22 protein-coding genes are annotated in these 22,168 nt (G+C 53.0%); all 22 read right to left on the bottom strand.

What is annotated here, in order from left to right; genetic code table 11:
- Positions 1 to 13: 13 nt before the first annotated feature.
- The 22 genes from raiA to KJZ99_09525 all read right to left on the bottom strand — a co-directional run bounded on the left by raiA (position 14) and on the right by KJZ99_09525 (position 22,160).
- Entirely contained in the window at positions 14 to 304 is a 291-nt protein-coding gene (raiA, locus tag KJZ99_09420; protein ID MCL4306122.1) for a ribosome-associated translation inhibitor RaiA, read from the bottom strand.
- Entirely contained in the window at positions 301 to 1,293 is a 993-nt protein-coding gene (locus tag KJZ99_09425; GenBank protein MCL4306123.1) for a tyrosine-type recombinase/integrase, read from the bottom strand. The genes raiA and KJZ99_09425 overlap by 4 nt, the downstream gene beginning before the upstream one ends.
- On the bottom strand, positions 1,242 to 3,707 hold the full coding sequence (gene topA / locus KJZ99_09430) for a type I DNA topoisomerase (protein ID MCL4306124.1): 2,466 nt from the start codon (positions 3,705 to 3,707) through the stop codon (positions 1,242 to 1,244). The genes KJZ99_09425 and topA overlap by 52 nt, the downstream gene beginning before the upstream one ends.
- A 132-nt stretch (positions 3,708 to 3,839) precedes the next feature.
- Positions 3,840 to 4,316, bottom strand: coding sequence for a DUF494 family protein (locus KJZ99_09435; protein ID MCL4306125.1), 477 nt, complete (start codon positions 4,314 to 4,316; stop codon positions 3,840 to 3,842).
- A 150-nt stretch (positions 4,317 to 4,466) separates the two neighbouring features.
- A complete protein-coding gene (gene secA, locus KJZ99_09440; GenBank protein ID MCL4306126.1) occupies positions 4,467 to 7,475 on the bottom strand; it encodes a preprotein translocase subunit SecA in 3,009 nt (1,002 codons plus the stop codon).
- A gap of 77 nt (positions 7,476 to 7,552) precedes the next feature.
- Positions 7,553 to 8,233 carry a metallophosphoesterase family protein gene (locus KJZ99_09445; protein ID MCL4306127.1) on the bottom strand — a complete coding sequence of 227 codons (681 nt, stop codon included), beginning with the start codon at positions 8,231 to 8,233 and terminating at the stop codon, positions 7,553 to 7,555.
- The gene (gene nusB, locus KJZ99_09450; GenBank protein ID MCL4306128.1) at positions 8,230 to 8,676 is read right to left on the bottom strand and encodes a transcription antitermination factor NusB; all 447 of its coding nucleotides are present in this window, start codon (positions 8,674 to 8,676) and stop codon (positions 8,230 to 8,232) included. Before nusB ends, KJZ99_09445 begins: the two co-directional genes overlap by 4 nt.
- 20 nt (positions 8,677 to 8,696) lie before the next feature.
- On the bottom strand, positions 8,697 to 9,656 hold the full coding sequence (locus tag KJZ99_09455; protein MCL4306129.1) for a branched-chain amino acid transaminase: 960 nt from the start codon (positions 9,654 to 9,656) through the stop codon (positions 8,697 to 8,699).
- Complete coding sequence (locus KJZ99_09460) at positions 9,656 to 10,798, bottom strand: acyl-CoA dehydrogenase (protein MCL4306130.1); 1,143 nt, start codon at positions 10,796 to 10,798, stop codon at positions 9,656 to 9,658. The genes KJZ99_09455 and KJZ99_09460 overlap by 1 nt, the downstream gene beginning before the upstream one ends.
- Before the next feature lie 57 nt (positions 10,799 to 10,855).
- The gene (locus KJZ99_09465; GenBank protein ID MCL4306131.1) at positions 10,856 to 11,179 is read right to left on the bottom strand and encodes a heavy metal-binding domain-containing protein; all 324 of its coding nucleotides are present in this window, start codon (positions 11,177 to 11,179) and stop codon (positions 10,856 to 10,858) included.
- Positions 11,180 to 11,188: 9 nt separating this feature from the next.
- Positions 11,189 to 12,043, bottom strand: a complete 855-nt coding sequence (locus tag KJZ99_09470) for a 3-hydroxybutyryl-CoA dehydrogenase (protein ID MCL4306132.1) — start codon at positions 12,041 to 12,043, stop codon at positions 11,189 to 11,191.
- Between the two features lie 82 nt (positions 12,044 to 12,125).
- Positions 12,126 to 13,307 (bottom strand): thiolase family protein, encoded by a 1,182-nt coding sequence (locus KJZ99_09475; protein MCL4306133.1) that lies wholly within the window; start codon positions 13,305 to 13,307, stop codon positions 12,126 to 12,128.
- Between the two features lie 59 nt (positions 13,308 to 13,366).
- Entirely contained in the window at positions 13,367 to 14,221 is an 855-nt protein-coding gene (locus tag KJZ99_09480; GenBank protein MCL4306134.1) for an MBL fold metallo-hydrolase, read from the bottom strand.
- A gap of 57 nt (positions 14,222 to 14,278) precedes the next feature.
- Positions 14,279 to 15,445, bottom strand: a complete 1,167-nt coding sequence (locus KJZ99_09485) for an acyl-CoA dehydrogenase (GenBank protein MCL4306135.1) — start codon at positions 15,443 to 15,445, stop codon at positions 14,279 to 14,281.
- Positions 15,446 to 15,460: 15 nt separating this feature from the next.
- Complete coding sequence (locus tag KJZ99_09490; GenBank protein MCL4306136.1) at positions 15,461 to 15,655, bottom strand: hypothetical protein; 195 nt, start codon at positions 15,653 to 15,655, stop codon at positions 15,461 to 15,463.
- Positions 15,648 to 16,454 carry a sugar phosphate isomerase/epimerase gene (locus KJZ99_09495; protein MCL4306137.1) on the bottom strand — a complete coding sequence of 269 codons (807 nt, stop codon included), beginning with the start codon at positions 16,452 to 16,454 and terminating at the stop codon, positions 15,648 to 15,650. Before KJZ99_09495 ends, KJZ99_09490 begins: the two co-directional genes overlap by 8 nt.
- Positions 16,447 to 16,938, bottom strand: a complete 492-nt coding sequence (locus KJZ99_09500; GenBank protein MCL4306138.1) for a hypothetical protein — start codon at positions 16,936 to 16,938, stop codon at positions 16,447 to 16,449. The genes KJZ99_09495 and KJZ99_09500 overlap by 8 nt, the downstream gene beginning before the upstream one ends.
- Positions 16,935 to 18,434, bottom strand: a complete 1,500-nt coding sequence (locus KJZ99_09505; protein ID MCL4306139.1) for an acetyl-CoA carboxylase biotin carboxylase subunit — start codon at positions 18,432 to 18,434, stop codon at positions 16,935 to 16,937. The genes KJZ99_09500 and KJZ99_09505 overlap by 4 nt, the downstream gene beginning before the upstream one ends.
- Positions 18,434 to 19,216, bottom strand: coding sequence for an enoyl-CoA hydratase/isomerase family protein (locus KJZ99_09510; protein MCL4306140.1), 783 nt, complete (start codon positions 19,214 to 19,216; stop codon positions 18,434 to 18,436). The genes KJZ99_09505 and KJZ99_09510 overlap by 1 nt, the downstream gene beginning before the upstream one ends.
- Positions 19,213 to 19,665: a hypothetical protein gene (locus tag KJZ99_09515; protein ID MCL4306141.1), complete on the bottom strand. Its 453-nt coding sequence runs from the start codon at positions 19,663 to 19,665 to the stop codon at positions 19,213 to 19,215. Before KJZ99_09515 ends, KJZ99_09510 begins: the two co-directional genes overlap by 4 nt.
- A 2-nt stretch (positions 19,666 to 19,667) precedes the next feature.
- Positions 19,668 to 21,215: a methylcrotonoyl-CoA carboxylase gene (locus KJZ99_09520; GenBank protein ID MCL4306142.1), complete on the bottom strand. Its 1,548-nt coding sequence runs from the start codon at positions 21,213 to 21,215 to the stop codon at positions 19,668 to 19,670.
- Positions 21,216 to 21,293: 78 nt separating this feature from the next.
- Positions 21,294 to 22,160, bottom strand: coding sequence for a hypothetical protein (locus KJZ99_09525; GenBank protein MCL4306143.1), 867 nt, complete (start codon positions 22,158 to 22,160; stop codon positions 21,294 to 21,296).
- Positions 22,161 to 22,168 lie beyond the last annotated feature (8 nt).

Below are 22,168 nucleotides of genomic sequence, written 5' to 3' on the forward strand. Positions count from 1 at the left end.
TTGCGCTCACAACTTAGTGGCGTGTCTGCAATCTATCTTTATGCTTCTTGATCTGTGCTTCGAGTTTGTCCACTGCAAGGACTATTGATTTGCGGAAGTCTTCGGATATGGCCGAACCTATCAACACAGTGCCATCCACGCTAACCCGCACATTGGCACGTTTCTCTTGCTTGTTAAAAGTGAACTGGATTTCGCAATTCAAAATGTCATCCGCAAACTTCAAGAGTCGTTGAACTTCCTGTTCGGCAAATTCCCGTAAGCTGTCCGTGGCGTTGAAATGAACTGCGGTAATCTGAGTTCTCATGGCTCTGTCCTTTGGGGGGTATTGTCCCCGCCGATTTCGTCTGTGGTTTTGGTCTCGTCGGCATGCGGGTGAGCCTGTTGGTAGGCTTTTCGCAGGCGGCGAGCTGTCACGTGCGTATAGCGCTCGGTCGTCCGAACTGATGCATGACCGAGCAATTCCTGTACCGCACGAAGGTCTGCACCTCGCGCAAGTAAGTGCGTTGCAAAACTATGTCTTAGCTTGTGCGGACTGGCTTCCGGTAAAAGGCTGCCCAGCCGCGACTTGATGATTTTCGCTGCCCTGAAGCGACTGAGCGGTTTTCCGCGGTCAGATAGCCACAGAGGGTCCGACGGACAATCAGGAAACTGCCGTCCACGACTTGCCAGGTAGTCCTGCAGGGCCTGAAGCGACGCCAGGGAGAGCGGGACGACCCTTTCCTTGCTTCCTTTGCCTAAAACGCGCGCAGTTCCGCGACGTATGTCGATGTCCGACAAACTTAATCCTAAGGCCTCGGAAATTCTGAGTCCCCCGCCATATAGTAGCTCGAGAAGAGCTCGATCCCGCACATTCGGCCATGTATCACCAAGACTATCCAGAGACTCGGCTAACGCAGATTCGGAGAAGATATGCGGTAGCGGCTTCTTCACCCGAGGAGGGTCAAGCAGTGCAACGGGATTCTGGGTAATTGCGCTATTCCGCAAAAGAAACTTCGAGAAGTCACTCAATACGGCGCGCTTGCGTTGCAGCGTCGAGGGGGCTAAGTCGTCGGCGGCCCAGCGATACATGATGTCTCGCAGGTTCTCATACATCCAATCAGCGATTTCGGGAGTACGATCAAGCTGACTCTTGAGGCTCGCGATAGCTTGAAACAGGTCACGCTTGTACGCAGCTTGAGTGTGCGGCGAGCGTTTGCGGCGAGCAAGGTCCTGCACATAGGCGTCCACGAAGGACCCAAGACTTATGACTTCGCCGCCTGCTCTATCTCGATTTTGTGCTTGCATTTCGGACATTGGTGGATAAGACCTGCTTTCAGGTTCTTCTCCTCCATATAGTTGTTCCCGCAGGCCGGACACTTTTCCGCGATCGGTCTGTTCCAGCTGACAAAATCACAGTTGGGATAATTGGAGCATCCGAAGAAGAGTTTTCCCCGTCTCGATTTGCGTGCACTGATCTTTCCGCCACAGCCTTCGCGGGGACAGTCAATGGCGTTGGGGTCAGGCATGGGCAGGATCGTCTTGCACTCGGGATAGCCTGTGCAACCTAAGAACCAGCCGAAGCGGCTGCGCTTGGGCGCCATCTGCTTCCCGCATTTCGGGCAGGGAGTTTCCGGCACTTCAGGCGCTTTCTCCCCTTCCAGCGGCTCAGTATAACGGCATTCGGGGTAATTCGTGCATGCGATGAACTTGCCCGCACGACCCCACTTCATGACCAATTCTCCGCCGCACTCCGGACAAGGCTTGTCCAGCACTTCCTGAGTGCCTTTCTTTATCTCGTCACGATTCTGCTTCACACGTTCGAGGTCGGCCGAAAATGGTTTGTAGAAGTCTTTCACGACCTTCTGCCACTTTACACCGTCATTCTCAATGGAGTCCAGCTCTTCTTCCATTTGAGCAGTGAACGACACGTTAAACACGTCCGGGAATTGCTCAATCAAGACCTTGTTGACGGCCTCGCCAAGCTCGGTCGGCTGGAAGCGTCGCTGCTCATTTGTGATGTACTTGCGTTTAACGAGTACCGAGATGATTTGAGCGTAGGTGCTCGGTCTTCCAATCCCGAGTTCGTCCAGAGTTTTCACCAAAGAGCCGGCATTGTATCGGGGAGGCGGCTCCGTGAAGTGCTGCGTGGGGGTAACTCTCTCCGCTGGATACTGCTTGCCAACCTTCAGTTCGGGCAGCTCATTGGTCATTTCCGTTTCAAGCTGCTCGCGCGCATCATGCGGCGTTTCGTCAGCCACTTCCGCAAGGACTTGCAGATGGCCCGGGAAAAGCATACGACGGCCGTTGGCGCGAAACTCGTACTTCCCGACCTCAAGCGTCGCGGTCGTCACTTCAAAGCGAGCCTCTTCCATTTGCGACGCAACAAAACGCTTCCAAATCAATTCGTATAACTTGAATTGTTCAGGCTTCAAGTATTTCTTGACTGACGACGGGTCGCGGGTCACATCCGTCGGACGGATCGCTTCATGCGCGTCTTGAGCCGCGTTCTTGGTCTTGAACAGGCGAGGATGGGCGGGCAGATACTCTTTTCCGTAGCGGTCCACGATGAACTCACGCAAGTGGGTCAAGGCTTCCGGAGAAACTCGCACGGAATCCGTACGCATGTACGTGATTAGTCCGACCGAACCATCCTTGCCCAACTCCACGCCTTCATAGAGTTGTTGAGCCGCCGACATGGTTCTATCGTTGGAGAAACTTAATCGCCGTGCCGCATCCTGCTGCAGAGTCGATGTCGTGTACGGCGCGGAGGGCGAGGACTTGGTTGGGCGGGACTTGAGGTCCGTTAACTTGAACTCTTTTCCCGTGCATTCCTTGACAATTGCCTTCGCAGATTTCTCGTCCGAGACTTCCGCCTTCTTGCCGTCGATCTTTGAGAGTCTGGCTTCGAATGTCTCTTGCTTGCTTGCTGTAAGCAAGGCGGCAATCGTCCAATACTCCATCGGAGTAAAAGCGCGAATTTCGGCTTCTCGTTCACATATAAGCCGTAATGCAACCGATTGGACTCGGCCTGCCGACAGGCCACGAGCAATGATTTTCTGAAGCAGGGGAGACACTAAATAACCTACGAGGCGATCCAGCACACGGCGCGCCTGCTGCGCGTCCACTTTCTTACCGTCCAACTCACCCGGACGCGAGAGTGCCTTCTTGACGGCATCCCGCGTGATCTCGTTAAAAAGAACTCGGCGAATCTTCGTCTTGTGCTGAGGGTCTATCTCCTCTGCTATGTGGAAGGCGATCGCCTCGCCTTCGCGGTCAGGGTCCGTCGCAATAAACACTTCCGAAGCATCCCGCGCATTTCGGCGGAGCATCGTCAAAACGTCTTCTTTCCCGCTTATCGTGACGTACTCGGGTTCGAAATTATTCTTAAGGTCAACTCCGAGTTTCTTCTCTGGGAGGTCGCGCACGTGGCCTACTGATGCGGCCACCGCATATTCCTTCCCGAGATAACCCGACAAAGTGCGCGCCTTCGCCGGTGATTCGACAATAACGAATTTGCGCCCAACCGCTGACACTTCGTGCATTGCAGCACTGCGGGACGGCCTCCTTGTCGCCGCGCCCGTTCGCGCAGCCGATGCCTTTTTTGAGGAAGTCGCTTCTCGCGACACAGACTTCTTTGACACCTTTTTTGTGGCGGAGGACGTCTTCTTTGCCGCAGTTTTTGCGGATTTTGACGCGCTTTTCTTCTTTGTTGTTTTCTTGGTCGGCATATCCTTCAGAAAGCAAAAGCTTCGAGCACAGGCTCAAAGCTTAGTGAGTAACGTTACGAATGGCAGCCGAATTGTGCGGCTAATTCCATGAAAATCCGTGGATTCTGCCCGTTTTTCAGGCAAGCTTCCGTCTTAATGTATCAGTTCAGGCGACATGCGAGCCGAGGCAGCCGGCATCATGCTTTCACCGGGAAGCAACTCTTTCTCAAACAGATGGGTGGCCACCATGAGTTTCATCTCAGAAACATCGGCGGCAGGCGATCCCATCATCACGCATCGCTCAATGAGCTCTTCAGTATCGCCGTGAGTCAACACACCCAAACGGAGTAACTGCAGGATATGGCCCAGAGCTTCACTACTGATGTAATTGGATTCAATCTCGTGCAGGACACGATAGGCATTGGGATTGACCGGCTCCTGAATCTGCGAACGCTGCCTCGTCCCTGCCATGCGGTGATTGAACACCGAAAAGGCCGTCGCCACTTCACGCCGAGAAAAACCCTGTCGAATCAAGTCTTCAGAGATACCATCAATTTCATCCAGATTTACACGGCGAGATTCAATTTCGCCGATTACATACAAAATAATCTCAACGATCCGTTGGTCCATGCAGTGGCCTTCCTTGTTACCTCCGAAATCGGGGGTTGGTTCCACGGTAAAGCTGCCGGCATTCTAAGTGAAGGGCAGTATTACTTTTAGCCATCAGTCTCCCTGCTACCGCCTCATTGTAAGGAAAAAAACTGCTAAAGGCAAGCCTTCTCAGCCTGAAACTTCTTCGGTCGCGCCGTGGCACTTCTTATACTTTTTCCCGCTTCCACAAGGACATGGGTCATTTCTACCCACGCGAGCCCCGACCCTTACCGGTTCCTTCTTTCCGACCTGCGTGGCACCGCCAGCTTGCGCAGAAGGCTGGCCGCCCCCTTGTGTGGACGCTTGACTATAGGCTAATCCTGCCGCGCTTGCATGGGAATACGTCATAGCAGGAGTCCTGCTTACTCTCGGTTGCGACGGGATTTCACCGCCCTGCTGCTCCGCCTGGAGGCGATAGCTGAAAATAATTCTAAGTGCATCGGCGTTGACCTCGTCCAACATCCCCTGGAAGAGCTTGAAACCCTCCTTCTTATACTCAATCAACGGGTCCTTTTGACCATAGGCGCGCAGACCGACGCCCTCTTTGAGACCATCCATCGCATACAGGTGGTCTTTCCACTTCATGTCAATAACGCGGAGGATTGCCTGTCTCTGCAGTTCACGGAACAATTCCTCTCCAAGCAGGGCTCCGCGGTTGGCTCGTGCCTCTTCAATCTTGCGGGTCAGACTATCATGCTGTTGTGCAGGGGAAGAGTGGAAGAATTCCTCATCGCGCGACAGATCGATGAGAAATGTCCGCATAATTTCTTCGGTGAAGGCTTCGCGATTCAGGTCATCGCCCTCACCGTGCTTCTCGAAAATGTAATCCACATAGTCGCCGATCATTTCGTCGATCAGCGCAGAGGGGTCTTCGCCTCGCAAGGCGATGTTTCGGCGCGAGTAAACAACCGAGCGCTGCTGGTTCATTACATCGTCGTATTCCAGCAAGTGCTTGCGGATAGAGAAGTTATATTCTTCGACGCGCTGTTGAGCACGACTAATCGAACGGGTTATCATACCCGCCGAGATGACCTCTCCTTCCTTCAGTCCAAGGCGGTCCATGACGGAGGCCATCCGATCCGAGCCAAAAAGACGCATCAAATCATCTTCAAGGGAAACGTAGAACTGACTGGATCCGGGGTCACCCTGACGACCCGCGCGGCCGCGAAGCTGACGGTCAATCCGGCGAGATTCGTGACGCTCTGTTCCCAGAATGAAGAGACCGCCCTCCGCATTGGATTTGTCGTTCTCATCGCCAGACCAGTTGACGACGCCCGGTCCCAGTTTGATATCTGTGCCGCGACCGGCCATGTTGGTCGCGATCGTGACCGCACCGATTTGACCTGCCTTGGCAATGATTTCCGCTTCCTTCTGATGTTGTTTAGCGTTTAACACCTCATGCGGAATTCGACGACCCTTCAGCATGCGCGAAAGCAATTCTGAAGCTTCAACCGACGCAGTTCCTACGAGCACGGGTTGGCGATTCGTGTGCAGCTCGGCAATGCGTTCGACAATTGCGTTATACTTCTCGCGCTTCGTGCGGTAGATGAGATCGTTCATGTCATTACGACGTATCGGCTGATGCGTCGGAATGACCATAACTTCAAGCTTGTAAATCGAGTAAAACTCAGACTCCTCCGTCTCCGCAGTTCCCGTCATGCCCGCGAGCTTGCTATAGAGTCTGAAGTAATTCTGCAGTGTGATCGTGGCGATCGTCTGTGTTTCCCGCTCGATCTTGACGCCTTCCTTGGCCTCAATCGCCTGATGCAATCCGTCAGAATACCTGCGTCCAGAAAGGATGCGGCCCGTGAACTCATCCACGATTTGCACCTTACCATCCTGAACGACGTACTCTACGTCCTTTTCGTAAAGGCAATAGGCTTTCAGAAGCTGCGCAACATTCTGGACACGCTCTGCACGGTGTGCGTAGACGCTCTGCATTTCGGTCTTCTTGGCCGCACGCTCCTCCGCGGAGAGGGATTCATTCGCGTCCAATTTCGCAAATTCATCCGCGAGGTCCGGGAGCAGGAAGAGATCCGGGTCGCCGCCATAGTATTTGGTTAACTGCAGGCGTCCCTGCTCCGTCAAATCGGTCTGATGCGATTTCTCTTCGATCGAGAAATACAGCTCCTCGTCGAGCTCGTGCATCTTCTTGTCGCGAAGATACTCATTTTCAACGCGTTGACGTAGCTGGACGTTCGACGGCTCCTGAAACAACTTCAGAGTGCGCTTGTGCTTGGGGTAGCCGCGATGAAGTTTCAGCAATCGCTTGCCAACTTCATATTCATCGAACTTCGGCTCAGTCAACATCTTTTCGACTTCGTCGGCAAGTCGAATTATCAACTGTGATTGCAGCCGCACCAGCTGTTCAACCGGCGGTTTCATCTCGTCAAACCGCTGTGTGGAGTGCTCGACCGGCCCAGAGATAATCAGCGGAGTACGCGCTTCATCAATCAGCACGCTGTCCACTTCGTCGACGATTGCAAAGTGATGTCCGCGTTGCACAACATAGTCCATGTGCAGGGCCATGTTGTCGCGCAAATAGTCAAAGCCAAACTCGTTGTTTGTGCCGTAGGTGATGTCCTTGCCGTACTCTTCTCTCCGACGATGGGGCGGCATGTCCGAAGTAATAACACCTACAGACAACCCGAGCATTTGAAAGACCGGACCCATCCATTCGGCGTCGCGTTGAGCCAAGTAGTCATTGACCGTGACAAGGTGCGCACCTTTCCCGGGCAATGCATTCAAGTACAATGCAAACGTTGCGACGAGAGTCTTACCTTCACCCGTCGCCATTTCAGCGATTTTCCCTTGATGAAGTGCAATTCCACCAATGATTTGCACATCATAAGGAATCATGTTCCACGTCACCTTTTGCCCGCGAACTTCGTATTCGTGGCCAACTAATCGACGGCAGGCATTCTTCACGGCGGCGTACGCTTCGACCATCAGGTCATCAAGTGTTTCCCCGTCTGCCAAGCGCGCCCGAAACTCATCAGTTTTCGCGCGGAGTTCATCGTCGGTCAGCGATTGGAATTCAGCTTCCCATTTATTCACGGCTTCAACCAGAGGACGCAGCTTCTTTGCCGCGCGGTCGTGCTTTGTGCCGAATATCTTGGAGAGGATTAGGTCGAACATGATCCCTTAGGTGTCGTACTTTGAGGAATGATTCGGGCGGCACGTTTGCCGCCCTTCCGTTGCTGCAACAGATTTCCTTACATTCCGATGAATAATCTTGAGGCCAGAAACTCCGGCAATCCCGCGTCGCGAATCGCTTGTGCGGCTTTCAGGATGTCGTAGCTAACACGACTCCAGCGAAAACTGCCGGTCTCCGTGTCAAAAACCACATAGCTTGCCTGTGGATTTCTGTCCCGAGGTTGACCGACTGATCCAACGTTGATAATGCGACGATTCTCAGGGCCGGCAAAGTGTGCTGGAATGTGAGAGTGCCCAATGAAGGCAGTACGGCCAGGCGGCATTGCGTCAAAATGCTGAATGGCTTCGTCGGGGTTATGAATGTAGTTCCACGCGCCCGGGTCCTTGGGAGTCGCATGAACACACAGTACACTCTCGACAGAATGAACGAGCGGCAGACCTTTAAGCCAGTTCAGATGGCTGTCGTCCATCACGTTTACCGACCATTCAATCGCAGAACGCGCGTACGCATTAAAGAACTGCATCGGTGTCAAACCGCAAAGCGCAGAGTCATGGTTACCCATAACGCAGGCGAAGCATTTCTCGCGTACAAGCTCGCAACAGTCATTAGGACTTGCACCGTATCCAACAATGTCGCCAAGGCAGATGATTGACGCGAGGCCCTGGCGCTCACAATCTTCAATAACCGCTTCGAGGGCAGGCAGGTTCCCGTGAATGTCTGAGATGATTCCAAGTTTCATTGGGGTTCCGCAGCAGCGTGCTTCTGTTTGCGTGTATCAGTCTTCTTGAGCTCCGCGCAAACCGCATCGAGAATACCGTTCACGAAGCGACCGCTCTGCGCGGTTGAATACTGCTTCGCCAGTTCGATTGCTTCATTAATCGTGACTTTGAACGGTATGTCGTCAAAGTACAAGAACTCGGCTATTGCCATACGCAGAATAATCAGGTCAAGAACGGCGAGCCTTGCGAGGTCCCACTTCTGGACCGCTCGGCGAATTGCTTGGTCAATCTGCTCATCTCCTGAAGCCGCGGCGTCGCAGAGCTTGCGGCAGAACTGCATATTCTGATCCTGCCGAGCGCCTTTCAAGATATCCGTAAAGCACTGTTCAACCGGATAGCCCGTTAAGCGCACCGCATAGAGTACCCGTAGTGCCCACTCGCGCGCCGATCGTCTGCTGCGCATGAAACTCTTTCTTTTAAGCCTTACAGCCAGTAATGTAAGCCGAGCGCGTCATCCCGGCGTCCTTCGATCATGTCGAAGTATGCGGTCTGGATTCTCTTCGTTATCGGTCCGGCCTTGCCTTCTCCGACGATGACCTTATCCACCGATCTTACGGGAGTGATTTCCGCTGCGGTTCCCGAGAAGAATACTTCATCCGCTATATATAGCATCTCGCGCGGCACCAAACCTTCCGTCAGAGGAATGCCCATCTCATGTGCCAATTGAATCACGCAAGCACGCGTAATCCCCGGCAGCACCGATGCTCCGAGCGGCGGAGTAACGATCTTACCGTCGCGAACCACAAAGACATTCTCGCCAGAACCTTCGGAAATGTAACCGTTTGTATCAAGAGCAATGCCTTCGGTGAACCCGAAATTGGTCGCGTCAATGACGTGCAGCTGTGAGTTAGCGTAATTGGCCGCCGACTTGGCGAGAGCAGGCATGGTGTTTGGCGCAATGCGACTCCAGCTTGAAACCATGACATCCACTCCCAGCTCAAGTGCTTCAGTTCCCAAGTACTTCCCCCAGCGGAGCGGGATCACGACGCACTCGGTCGGACACTCACGGGGGTGAACTCCCAGCGAGTGATACCCCCGGAACAACAAGGGACGCAAATATGCTTCATCCATGTTGTTCGCCAACACAACCTCGGCACAGGCCAATTCAATCTGCTCATGCGTAAACGGGATGGGCATGCGATAGATCTTTGCCGAGTCAAGCAAGCGGCGAATGTGCTGCTTCAAACCCCAGATTGTTGTACCGCGCCCGGTTTTGTATGCACGAATGCCCTCAAATACGGCTGACCCGTAGTGCATCGCGTGAGTTGCCACATGAACGGTCGCTTCTTCCCAACGGATCAGCTTGCCGCTCATCCAAATCTTTAGAGTTTCGTCAAAGCGGGACTTTGCCACTTTCCGCTCCTCTTGTATGGTCGTTTCCATTAGTTGCTCAATAGGTTTCTTGCAATAATTGTACGTTGTATTTCAGAAGTGCCTTCATAAATTTCCGTGACTTTTGCATCGCGAAGCATTCGCTCGACCGGGAAATCCTTCAGGTATCCATTTCCGCCATGAATTTGGACAGCTTCCATCGCGACACGCATGACGATATCCGAAGCAAAGAGTTTTGCCATCGCGGCTTCGTGAGTAAAACGCTGACCGGTGTCCTTCTTTCGAGCGGCGCTGTAATTGAGTAGTCGTGCCGCTTCGGTTATCATCTCCATATCCGCAAGCTTGAATTGAATCGCTTGAAACTCTGAAATGGGGTGGCCAAACTGCTCGCGGATTTTTGCGTATTTGACGGCCTCTTCGAGCGCACCTTGCGCCAACCCGATTGCCTGAGCCGCTATCCCGATGCGGCCGCTGTCCAGCGCAGTCATCGCCACCTTGAAGCCGTCGCCTTCCTTCCCAAGCATGTTCTTGGACGGTACTCGGCACTCTTCAAGAATGATCATGCAGCAGTCCGAAGATCGAATGCCCATCTTCTTTTCATTTGCGCCTCGTCTGAAGCCCGGCATCGTCGCGTCAACGATGAAGGCTGAAATGCCTTTTGCCTTCTGTGCTTTATCGGTCCGAGCCATCACAATATAGGTGTCAGACATCAGACCGTTGGTGATAAATGCCTTTTCTCCGGTCAAGATGTAGTCATCTCCGTCCTTTACGGCTGACATCATCAATCCGCCTGCGTCCGAGCCGACTCCAGGTTCAGTCAAACAAAAGGCACCAAGCAGCTTGCCTTCGGCAAGTGGCTTCAGGTATCTCTCGTGCTGATCCGGTGTTCCAAACTTCTGCAGTGGATAACAGACGAGCGAATTATTCACGGAGACAATCACACCTACTGAAGGATCTACTCGTGAGAGTTCTTCAATGACGATCGCGTAGGTGACGGTATCCATACCTGCGCCGCCGAGATTCTCCGGAGTGTTGACCCCCATAAATCCAAGCTCACCTATCTTCTTGATTATGTCCTTGGGAAATTCGCTGCGCTCATCGCGTTCTGCCACGGTCGGGCGGATTTCCCTTTCAGCGAAGTCACGTATAACGCTTTTGACCTCAAGCTGCTGTTCAGTTAAGAGATGATCCATTTATGATAGTTTGCTGAATGAGGAATGATGTCTAATTCTGTATTGACCAAACACTTGTCACGCGGAAACCTTGACAGCAGTTCCCGAGGCGGAAACCATCAGCATTGATCCGCCTGATCCAATGACTTCGTAGTCAAGATCCACCCCAACGACCGCATTCGCGCCGAGTGCGCGGGCATTTTCCGAGAGTTCCTGCAACGCAAGATCACGTGCTTTTCTCAATTCATTCTCATAGGCGGCGCTGCGCCCACCCACTATGTCACGAATTCCCGCAAAGAGATCCTTAAAGATGTTTGCTCCTACTATCGCCTCACCGGCAACAACGCCAAGATAACCTTCAATTTTGCGCCCTTCGACGGAAGGAGTAGTTGTAATAATCATCTCTGCAGCTCAGTTTGCATAGTTATAGAACCCGCGCCCGGACTTGCGGCCCAAGTAGCCGGCGGCAACGTACTTTCTAAGCAGCGGGCAAGGACGATACTTTGTGTCGCCCAAATCTCGGTGCAGCACTTCCATGATCGCCAAGCAGACATCCAGACCAATCAGATCGGCCAATGCAAGCGGGCCCATAGGATGGTTCATGCCGAGTTTCATGACACCGTCGATGGCTTCGGCTTCGCCGACGCCCTCCATCAGACAATAGACTGCTTCATTGATCATCGGCATCAGAATCCGGTTGGAAACGAAGCCTGGGAAGTCGTTAACGGTGATAGGCGTCTTCCCCAGTGCCTCAGCGAACTTGACCACTGCTTCATGCGTAGCATCATCCGTTGCAAGTCCGCGAATAATCTCAACCAACTGCATCATGGGCACTGGATTCATGAAGTGCATTCCAATGAACTTTTCAGCACGTTTCGTTGCTGCGGCAATCTGAGTGATCGAGATTGTGGAGGTGTTTGAAGCAAGAATAGCCTCAGGTTTTGCCAACGCGTCAATCTTGCCAAACAGATCTTTCTTTACGGCCTCATTCTCAACGATTGCTTCGATGATGATATCCGCCCTGGACACATCTTCGAGCTTTAAGCTTACATGAAGCCGGCCGAGTGTCGCTGACTTCTCTTCCTCGGTAAGCTTGCCCTTACTGACTTGGCGCGCGAGGTTTTTGTCAATAGCACCAAGAGCGCGATCGAGCAGCCCTTGATTCACTTCAATCAGATATACATTGCATCCATTCTGGGCACAAACGTGAGCAATACCGTTACCCATTGTGCCGCCGCCGATGACGGCTACAGTTGAAATACTCATGAGGATTCTCTTATGGTCTCTCCGGTTGGATTACGGAATTCCGTCCGGAACAATTTGTGTGATTTAGCTGCACTAATGAGGTCTACAGCATCTCGACTGCCAATGCCGTCGCTTCTCCACCGCCGTTACAAATTCCAACTATGCCGCGCTTTCCGCCGCGATCCTGAAGTGCATGAATCAGTGTTACCAAAATACGGCAACCTGAAGAGCCGATGGGATGGCCCAGCGCGACTGCTCCTCCCCAGACATTTACCTTCTCAGACTTGACGCCAATTTCCTTCGCGTTATAGAGACCAACAACCGCAAAAGCTTCGTTCAATTCGAACAGATCTACATCCGTTGCCTTCCAGTCAATCCGGCGCAGCAGTTTCTGCACTGCCGGAGCCGGCGCTGTAGCAAACCACTCGGGGGCATGGCTGTAGGTTGTGTAGCCGACGATCCTTGCAAGTGGCTTGAGGCCACGTCGCCCGGCTTCCTCGGACGACATCACCATAACAGCCGAAGCACCGTCATTTATCTTGGAGGCATTTGCAGCAGTGATCGTTCCGTCTTTCTCAAAGGCCGGTTTTAGCTGCGCCATCTTGTCGAAATTCACTTTGCCTGGTTCTTCATCCACATCGACAGAGACTTCGCCTTTCCTGTCCTTAATGACAACCGGCACGATTTCACTATTGAATTTGCCGTCTTTAATGGCTGCCTGTGCTCTGCGATAAGATTCAGACGCGAACTCGTCTTGCTGCTCACGACTAATCTTGTGCTCGCGCGCGCACATTTCTGCACACTGTCCCATGTGGATGTTCTTGTACGGATCCCAGAGACCATCGAGGATCATCATGTCATTAAGCGCACCGTGTCCGAGACGATAGCCACCGCGGGCACGGTCCAAAACGTAGGGAGACATCGACATGTTTTCCATTCCCCCAGCAAGCATAATTTTCGCTTCGCCAAGCGATACCGTCTGTGCAGCGGACATGACAGCACGTAGGCCGGATGAACAAACTTTGTTCACCGTCCACGCCGACGACGTGTCGGGAATTCCGGCAAATAGTGCCGCCTGTCGCGCGGGCGCCTGTCCGACGCCGCCCTGCAGGACTTGACCAAGAATTACTTCGTCGACTTCGCGAGGCTCAACTTGTGAACGATCGAGATTTGCCTTAAGGACATGTGCGGCCAGCGCTGTGGCCGGCACAGCCGCAAACGATCCCATGAAAGATCCAATGGCCGTGCGCGCTGCGCTAGTAATAACAGGTGTGTTTGGGTGCATGACTTTAAAATCACCGATTTATAGTTGTAAATTGAACGGAATTGTCAGTGTGGAAAAAACTACAAGGTTAAGTGTTGAAACTTGAATTCTCCGGGAGCTATCTCTCGCAGGTGTCCGACTCGGTTGCGGGGCGCATGGACGAGGACGACAGCGTCCATGTCTTTAGCAGCCTGCGTCATAAACTTCAACTTTGCCTGTCTTAACTCTTCTGGATTCTGGTCGTACGACATTCCGCTTTCAAGTGAAAGTTGTGCCGTCGTGGGAAGCACGTCGCTGAGGTACATCACACGCTTTCCTCCTTGCGGACCGATCCGCACAACCTGATGGCCGGGCGAATGACCGCCACTCCAATGAACGCTTAGCCAAGGCAGAATTTGCTGGTCTTCCTCGTCAATCAAGTCAAGTCTGCCCATGCTAACGAGTGGTTCGAAATCCTCCGGCGCATAGCCGTCGTCTCCGGCGGCGACGCCGTCGCGGGCACCTTGAAGCTCTCGGCGCTGCAGGACATAACGCGCCTTGGGAAACGTGGGTTCAAGCTGGCCTCCGTGTCCGACAGTCGTGCACGCTCCGGCGTGATCCCAGTGCAAATGTGTCAATACGACCGTATCAACCTGTTCGCGACGAACACCAAGCTCTTTTAGCTGCGACAATACTCGGCGCGGCCAATCGAGATTGTAGTTTCGTCGCTGCGCAGCGCGCTCTTTGTCTCCGGTACCAGGGTCTATCAGCACTGTCCTATCTTCGCTTCGGACAAGAAGACTATTGAAGCCTACCTTGATTCGAGGACGAAATCTGGTTTTGTCAAGTAACTCGGCACTGCGACCTCTTGAAATCTTAACAAACGTCTCTGGTCGCAACTCGAATAGCCCGTCATCGAGCAAATCCAGACGAAGGCCACCTAAGTCAAATTTCACGTCATGCCTCTGCTTGCGAATACCAAGCTAAGCCTTGGCACCATTCCCCAAAAGCGCTCAGGACTGATCCCATTCTTTAAGAATCGAACGTGCGATCACCATGCGCTGAATCTCGGATGTTCCTTCGCCGATTTCCGTCAGTTTGTTATCGCGAAACATGCGTTCGACAGGGTATTCACGTACGTAACCGTATCCTCCGTGAAGCTGTATCGCTTGAGACGTTACGCGAGCGGACATCTCGCTGGCAAAGAGCTTTGCCATAGCGGCTTCCCTTGAGAAGTCTTCTCCGTTATCTTTCCGCCGGGCGGCATCGAAAATCAGATGACGCGCGGCTTCGATTTGCACGTGCATGTCAGCAAGTTTAAACTGGGTCGCTTGAAAGTCCGCGATCCGCTGATCAAATGCCTTGCGACCGGTGGTATACTTTAGAGTTTCGAGATAGGCACCTTCCGCAAGTCCCAAGGCCATCGCTCCGATTGAGATTCTGCCTCCATCGAGCGTCATGAGCATCTGTTTAAAGCCTTCGCCGGGTTTGCCTAATAAATTCTCTTTGGGGACCTTGACGTCATTGAAGTGTAAGACCACCGTATCAGATCCACGGACGCCAAGTTTTCGTTCTTTCTTCCCGACAGCAAATCCTTCCCAATCTCGTTCGATAATAAAGCAGCTTATTCCCCGTGTACCTTTACCCTTCTCGGTGATCGCGCTTACGACGTAGGTCTTTGAGTGAGAACCGTTCGTGCAGTAAATCTTCGTGCCGTTGAGCAAATAGTGATCACCCATATCCACGGCAGCCGTTTTGGTCGCCCCCGCATCGCTACCAGCTTGAGGTTCCGTTAAACCAAAACCTCCCATGTGCGCACCAGCACACAGCTCAGGCAAATATTTCTTCTTTTGCGCCTCAGTACCAAACAGATAAATCGGCCCGCAACCTAACGAGATGTGCGCGGCCAAACCCAACGCAGTAGAGCCGCATACTTTTGCGATCTCCTCGACAGCGAGCGCGTAGGACACATAGTCCATTCCGGCGCCGCCATACTCATCAGGATAAGGTATTCCCATCAATCCAAGCTCACCCATTTCCGCAAAAATCTCTTCGGGGAATCGCTCGGTTTCATCAATTTCGGCGGCTATGGGCTTGATTTTAGTCTCAGCAAAATCGCGCACCATGTCGCGCAGCATTTTCTGCTCTTCAGTTAGTGGCAGTCTGTCGCCCAGATTCATCGAGTTTTGTCTTCTTTAAGGTTCGTCGTAGAGATTGTCTAATGGATTATCGCCTGCGCCCTCGTTGCGCTTGCGATTCTTGCGCAACTCCTCCCGCAAGGCTTGATACTCTTCTGAAGAGATATCTGCATCACGCAATGCGCGTTCGAGCCTCTCGATCTCAGCGCTTCTTTGCTTTTTCGGAGGCAGTGGTTTTTCGGTGTTAGTCATTTCTAAGAGGGAGTAAGGATGCCAATACTTGTTCAAGATAGTCATTGGATGCCTTCGCATCCTCGATGGACACTTCCAATGTGACGGAAGGGCGCGCACCTCTGGAAAGCAATGGTCCTATCACAGAAGCGATGTTGACAACGCCTTTGCCGAGCGACCAATGCAAGTCGGCGTTTCCGTCGTTGTCACTTAAGTGTAAGTGAACTATTTGCTCTGAAAACCGCTCAATCCAGTCTGTAGCAGGAATCCGGGAAAAGCATGCAGCATGCCCTGTGTCAAAACACATCCCGAGATACGGATGCTGGATCCGCGCAAAAATGTCTTCGAATAGGCTCGTGTCCGGTTCGTACGTATTCTCTACGGCGAGCACAATGCTGTTCTCTGAAGCAACCTCAAGGAGAATACGCAGTTTACTGCAAAAAGAGTCAAGCCACTTTTCGCGTGCGGTCGGCGGATACTGCGGCAAGAAACCAGTGTGAAGCACCATTAGCGGCGAACCAAGTACACGCGAGGCCTCGATCCCCGCCGCCAAAGATTGAAATGAATACTCTGCAATATGATCGTCTTTGCTCGCAAGCGCAAGACTATTGAAGGGTCCATGACAAGAAACTTGTATCTGAGCGTCAGCGAGATCATCCGCAAGTCCGAGAAGCACATCCCACTTTGTCTTCGGCCATAACGACTCCGTACTCCCGAACATCACTTCCACACCAAGTCCAAGTTCTACGAGCTGCGGAATTGCATCCGTCACGCTTCGACTGTCCACGTACACACAGCGCGGAGTCAACGTGCTATTCATCTGACTCCAGACTAATCAAAAGGGCATCTGCAGAAACAGTCTGACCGACCGCAATTTCAACCTTTGATATCTTGCCGTTCCGCGGTGCGCGCAAATTATGCTCCATCTTCATCGCTTCAAGGACAGCCACAATGCGGCCGGCCTCGACAGCCTCACCGACCGCCACATTCAATTGGATGATTGTTCCCGGCATCGGTGAGCGAATCTCATTCTGAGACCCTCCGACAGCTGATTCCAAAGCACTTACTTCAACTTCCAGAAGGTCAAGTATCCGGCCGTCGATCCACACAAATATTCGGTCTTTCTGGCGTGCGGCAAGCGTTCGATAGCGTTTTCGATCGCCATCCAGTATGAGTTGGCGACCACTGCAATCGCAACGAAAAACCGCCGTTTCATCGCCTCGCGACACTTCGATCACATCGGGCGACCTGTGAACGATCGTAGCGGTCAGTTGCTGATTACCCAATCGAAACGATTGACTCACGCCCCAGCTCCAGCGGTTCTCCAATCTCCCAAGGTATGCCATGGCGATTTAGCTGACGGCTCGCCTTCGACTGTGTTGGCCGCAACTCTCATTCGGGAAGATTCATGCGCGGATGCAAGCAACGCTGCAAGCGCCTCGGCTGTTAAAACTGGCTCGGACCAGTTAGAAAAATGTTGCTCGATGAAATGCGTCGAGAGATTGCCAGCCAGAAATTCTGGGTGCGCAAGAACATCTTGCATGTACCCAAGAGGTGAGCGAACCCCCAGCAAAATGTAGTGTTTCAGGGCATCTCGCATGCGCGCGATCGCGTGATCTCGGTTGTCAGCCCAACAGATGACCTTACTCAATATCGGATCGTAGAACACCGGCACATCAAAGCCTTCACGGATACCAGAGTCGACGCGCAGCCCAGGCGCATGCGGCTCTTCCAACCTCAAGATCGTACCACACGAGGGCAAGAATCCATTCGACGGATCCTCGGCGTATACACGACACTCTATGGCGTGGCCGCGAAACTGAATCTCATTCTGTGTCTTTGGAAGAGGCTCGCCCGAAGCCACGGCAAGCTGCCAGGCAACGAGGTCTTCACCGGTAACCATTTCCGTAACGGGATGTTCAACCTGCAGGCGGGCATTCACTTCGAGGAAATAGAATCTATCCCCATCCAGAAGGAATTCGACGGTACCTGCATTTAGATAGTTTGCGGCTTTTACAATGCTTATTGCAGCTTCACCCATGCGTTCCCTCAGCTCCGGGGTGAGTGCAACGCTTGGTGACTCTTCAATAATCTTCTGATGTCGCCTTTGAACAGAGCACTCTCGTTCGCCAAGATGCACCGCGTTCCCGTGCGCGTCACAGAATACTTGAAACTCAACGTGTCGAGGGTTGTCAATGTACTTTTCGAGATACACTGCTTCGTCGCCGAAGGCTGACTTCGCTTCCCGGCGAGCCGCGTCAAACGACTGCTCGACATCCTCGGGAAATCGAACGATTCTCATCCCCTTGCCGCCGCCACCTGCAGCAGCTTTAATTAAGACGGGAAAGCCAATCTTCGTAGCTTCGTTCAGGGCTTGTTGCGCCGTCGCATCAGGCAACAGTGCGCCGGGCGTGATCGGCACCTGCTGTGCTGTTGCTAATTCACGCGATGATATCTTGTCTCCCAGTCGGCGCATCGCGATTGCAGGTGGTCCAACGAAAATCAATCCGGCGAGCTGCACCGCCTCGGAGAATCGAGGATTTTCTGAGAGAAACCCGTAACCCGGATGAATAGCTTCGGCGCCATGTTCCCGAGCCGCAGCGATAATCTTCTCGATATCCAAGTAGCTTTCTGAGGCGGGAGAGGCTCCAATATGCACTGCTTCGTCCGCGATCTCCACGTGCAGCGCGTCACGATCTGCATCACTGTATACCGCGATTGTGCGGATTCCCAGAGCGCGAGCCGTCCGCATGACTCGCACTGCAATCTCGCCGCGGTTTGCAATCAGCAAAGAACGGATCACCGAGGCGGACTCCAAGACGGCGGCCGTTTCTCCAACAGGGCGGAAAGCCCTTCCTGTCCTTCCGGACTGACTCGTTGTCGAGCAATCCTGACGGCTGTGAAGTCGCGTGACTCTGTTATCGTTAGTCGTGGCACTTCTCGAAGTAGTTCTTTTGTCAGAGTCTGAGCAGATGATGCCGAAAGCAGCAACTCGTTGACCCACCGATCGACCGCGTCATCAAGCTGATCCTCGGGAACGACCTCGTTCGCAAGTCCTATTCGTAGGCAATCTTCAGATGATATTCGACGGCCCGTCAGGAACAGCTCTCTCGCACGACCTTCACCGATCTTGCGTAGAACGAATGCTGAAATCGTAGCCGGGACAATTCCCAGCCTCACTTCACTAAATGCGGTCTGCGCATCACTTGCCATGATCACAATGTCGGAACAGCAAATCAAACCTGCACCGCCTCCAAATGCGCCGCCTTGAACTCGCGCGATAATCGGCTTAGGAAACTCATATGTTGCGCGAAATAGATCAAACAGCCTCTTTGCATCGCGCAGATTCTCTTCTTCAGAGACGCCAATCTGTGAGCGCATCCAATTTACATCCGCGCCGGCGCAGAAGGTCGGCCCGTCTGCGGCGAGGACAAGCACCCGCAACTCAGGGTCGCTTGCAAGGTGTGTTATGGACTCCGTCAGTTCGGCAATCATTTCCGCGTTGAATGCGTTGCGAACGTCCGCTCGCATCAGCATGAGCCGCGTAATCGGTCCGCTCTTCTCAATTCGCACGAAGCTCATCGGGCACTCTCGCGTCTTGCGGTTTCAAGCGCAAGTTGGAGTTGCTGAATCCTCGCGGATCCCACGACATAATGGCGCTTACCGGTTCGGATAGCCAAGCCTTCCCCAAGTCGCATGTTGTAGTAGATCTTTCCGCGAAACTTGTGAATCCCCACACCCGCCAACAGTGGAATTTGCTCTGGGCCAATGACTTCGATCTCGGAAATGGGAATGCGCCGTGTCCATAATTTTGGCCCAAATGAAAGAACTGCGGACGTTACAAGTGTGTGCATTCGCATGAAAGCGCCGATAAACGTACTCATGCCGATACCACATGCAAACATCAACAGAATCAGCGGGAGAGGCATGGTGGTGAATAGCGGAATCACAAAGAAAGCGGCGCCTGACATAAAAGCGAGCGGACCGCGCAAGGGAATTTCCTGAGATTCTTCAAAGATCGGTGTCTCCATACCTACATGCGGTAGACACCCGGCTGATACTCTGGTACCGGTGCATTGGCGGACATGGCGATACCGAGACCAATCGCGTCACGGGTGGACAAAGGATCCAGTATGCCGTCATCCCAAAGGCGTGCTGTTGAGTAATAGGGATTCCCCTCGCGCTCGTATTGCTCAAGCACTGGCTTGCGAATGTTCTCGGCGGCTTCGTCTGAAAGAGTCTGCCCCTTCGCCTCCAATTGCTCACGTTTGACTTGAACCAACACGTCTGCAGCCTGTTGTGACCCCATAACGCTTATTCGAGAATGCGGCCACATCCAGAGAAGCCGAGGACTATAGCCCCTTCCACACATGGCATAATTCCCCGCACCCGCCGAGGAGCCTATCACCACGGAAAACTTTGGAACATTGGCGCATGCAACCGCGTGCACCATTTTTGCTCCATCTGAAGCGATTGCCCCGTGCTCGTATTCTTTGCCGACAATAAAGCCGGTAATGTTTTGAAGGAACACCAGTGGGATCTTACGTAGACAACACAGCTCGATGAAGTGTGCACCTTTCTTGGCAGACTCTCCGAACAGAACGCCGTTATTCGCAATGATCCCGACAAGATAGCCGTGAATCCGTGCAAACCCGCATATCAAAGTTGTTCCATAACGAGCTTTGAATTCCTGAAAGCGAGATCCGTCCACGATGCGGGCGATGACTTCCTTCATGTTGAACGGTTTGCGCACGTCCACCGGGACAAGTCCGAGCAACTCTTTAGGATCGTAGTAGGGTTCTTCCGGCGAAGTCTGATCAAACTCGAATTTCGGCCTTGGACCAAGCGATTCAATAATCGAACGCGCAATGTCGAGCGCATGCGCATCGTTCTCGGCAAAGTGATCGGCAACTCCGGATACCCGAGTATGAACGTCCGCACCACCAAGCTCCTCAGCGGTGACTTCGATGCCAGTCGCTGCTTTAACGAGAGGGGGTCCTCCAATAAAAATCGTACCGGTTCCCTTTACGATCACGGTTTCGTCTGACATCGCGGGTACATATGCGCCACCCGCCGTACACGATCCCATGACGATTGCGACTTGCGGAATTCTCTGTGCGCTTAAATTTGCCTGATTGAAGAAGATCCGCCCGAAATGGTCGCGGTCGGCGAAAGTTCCCGCCTGCTCAGGCAGAAAGATACCCCCCGAGTCCACCAGATAGACGCAGGGCAGATGGTTGTGCAGCGCTATTTCCTGTGCCCGCAGGTGTTTCTTGATCGTCATCGGGAAATACGTTCCCCCCTTGACGGTAGCGTCATTTGCTACCACGAGAACCTCGCGGCCATGCACAACACCAATCCCTGTCACGATTCCCGCTCCGGGCGCTTCATCTCCGTACATTCCAATGGCCGCAAGGGGGCTTAGCTCGAGAAAGGGAGAATGAGGGTCGAATAGGCGATTTAGCCGCTCGCGAACAGGCAACTTGCCGCGTTCAACGTGACGATCGATATGCTGCTGAGGTCCGCCGGCCGGGAAAAGCAAGTTCAGCTTGGCGCGCAATTCGTCGACGAGCGCACTCATCGCCTTCGCGTTTTCAGCAAAGCCCGGGTCGGAGGTGCGAATGTTGGTCGAAAGCCGTTTCAATGAGCGCCTGTGGAATCAGTTTGCTTCGTTGGACTTGCGAATCGTAATTGTCCCATTGGCCGTGCTACAGTCTACCTTGTGTTGGCCACCATTGACTATGAGTTCCAAGTTCTCGCCTATTATGCCGCCATCGTTGGCGTCGCCCCAGTCTGTCTTAATGGACCCCTTGACCATGGAACTTCCTTTAATAGTGAAGCTTGACGATTCCGGCACGGCGATGTCAATCTCACCATTTGCGGTCGATGCGAAAATATCTCCGGCAAGCTGCTTCAGGATTCTGACAGACGCTCTGCCATTCGCTGTGCTCACATGGCAGCTGCCATGCAAATCTGAGGCTTGGATCGCGACTTTGCCGTTGGCGCACGAAGCATCAAGTCGTCCAGTGACGTTGGCGTCACTGATAAAATGGATTTCTCCGTTCGCGCAAGACAACTCTGCATCGCTCGTCATCTCGCGCACGTTGAGAGTTCCATTTGCGCAGGAGCCTTGCAGTTTCACGGTGCCCGGAGCTCTTACATCAAAATCAAGATTCGCAACAACGTCTGCGAGGTCTTTCGCAAATTTGGGATACACACCAGCGATCCTGACTTCTGCGCCCTCTTTCCTTACTGTGGGCTTTAGCCCCTCGAGATATCTTTGCCCTTCCTCAAGGTCTTGTGCGCGGACCTCAACGTAAGCGACCACGGAAATCGCTTGACGTTCTTCACCGCTCAGATCAAGTCTTCCATTGACCAATTCGCAGGCGAGAAACTTTACGCCCGCGGCCGATTCTTCAAATCGGACGGTATCCCGATAGACATACTCATTGCCTTCCTTTACGAATTCTGCGGCAAGCAGCTGCGAACAAAGGAGTGCAATACCAAGCGTGACGAAAGTCTTCATGAAAAATC

It is taken from the genome of bacterium (assembly GCA_023382385.1).
Classification (GTDB): Bacteria; Electryoneota; RPQS01; order RPQS01; family RPQS01; genus JABWCQ01.

Excerpts from the sequence above, each read along its gene's own strand:
- raiA (MCL4306122.1), bottom strand. The coding sequence starts at position 304 with ATGAGAACTCAGATTACCGCAGTTCATTTCAACGCCACGGACAGCTTA.
- KJZ99_09425 (MCL4306123.1), bottom strand. The coding sequence starts at position 1,293 with ATGTCCGAAATGCAAGCACAAAATCGAGATAGAGCAGGCGGCGAAGTC.
- topA (MCL4306124.1), bottom strand. The coding sequence starts at position 3,707 with ATGCCGACCAAGAAAACAACAAAGAAGAAAAGCGCGTCAAAATCCGCA.
- KJZ99_09435 (MCL4306125.1), bottom strand. The coding sequence starts at position 4,316 with ATGGACCAACGGATCGTTGAGATTATTTTGTATGTAATCGGCGAAATT.
- secA (MCL4306126.1), bottom strand. The coding sequence starts at position 7,475 with ATGTTCGACCTAATCCTCTCCAAGATATTCGGCACAAAGCACGACCGC.
- KJZ99_09445 (MCL4306127.1), bottom strand. The coding sequence starts at position 8,233 with ATGAAACTTGGAATCATCTCAGACATTCACGGGAACCTGCCTGCCCTC.
- nusB (MCL4306128.1), bottom strand. The coding sequence starts at position 8,676 with ATGCGCAGCAGACGATCGGCGCGCGAGTGGGCACTACGGGTACTCTAT.
- KJZ99_09455 (MCL4306129.1), bottom strand. The coding sequence starts at position 9,656 with ATGGAAACGACCATACAAGAGGAGCGGAAAGTGGCAAAGTCCCGCTTT.
- KJZ99_09460 (MCL4306130.1), bottom strand. The coding sequence starts at position 10,798 with ATGGATCATCTCTTAACTGAACAGCAGCTTGAGGTCAAAAGCGTTATA.
- KJZ99_09465 (MCL4306131.1), bottom strand. The coding sequence starts at position 11,179 with ATGATTATTACAACTACTCCTTCCGTCGAAGGGCGCAAAATTGAAGGT.
- KJZ99_09470 (MCL4306132.1), bottom strand. The coding sequence starts at position 12,043 with ATGAGTATTTCAACTGTAGCCGTCATCGGCGGCGGCACAATGGGTAAC.
- KJZ99_09475 (MCL4306133.1), bottom strand. The coding sequence starts at position 13,307 with ATGCACCCAAACACACCTGTTATTACTAGCGCAGCGCGCACGGCCATT.
- KJZ99_09485 (MCL4306135.1), bottom strand. The coding sequence starts at position 15,445 with ATGAATCTGGGCGACAGACTGCCACTAACTGAAGAGCAGAAAATGCTG.
- KJZ99_09490 (MCL4306136.1), bottom strand. The coding sequence starts at position 15,655 with ATGACTAACACCGAAAAACCACTGCCTCCGAAAAAGCAAAGAAGCGCT.
- KJZ99_09495 (MCL4306137.1), bottom strand. The coding sequence starts at position 16,454 with ATGAATAGCACGTTGACTCCGCGCTGTGTGTACGTGGACAGTCGAAGC.
- KJZ99_09510 (MCL4306140.1), bottom strand. The coding sequence starts at position 19,216 with ATGAGCTTCGTGCGAATTGAGAAGAGCGGACCGATTACGCGGCTCATG.
- KJZ99_09515 (MCL4306141.1), bottom strand. The coding sequence starts at position 19,665 with ATGGAGACACCGATCTTTGAAGAATCTCAGGAAATTCCCTTGCGCGGT.
- KJZ99_09520 (MCL4306142.1), bottom strand. The coding sequence starts at position 21,215 with ATGAGTGCGCTCGTCGACGAATTGCGCGCCAAGCTGAACTTGCTTTTC.
- KJZ99_09525 (MCL4306143.1), bottom strand. The coding sequence starts at position 22,160 with ATGAAGACTTTCGTCACGCTTGGTATTGCACTCCTTTGTTCGCAGCTG.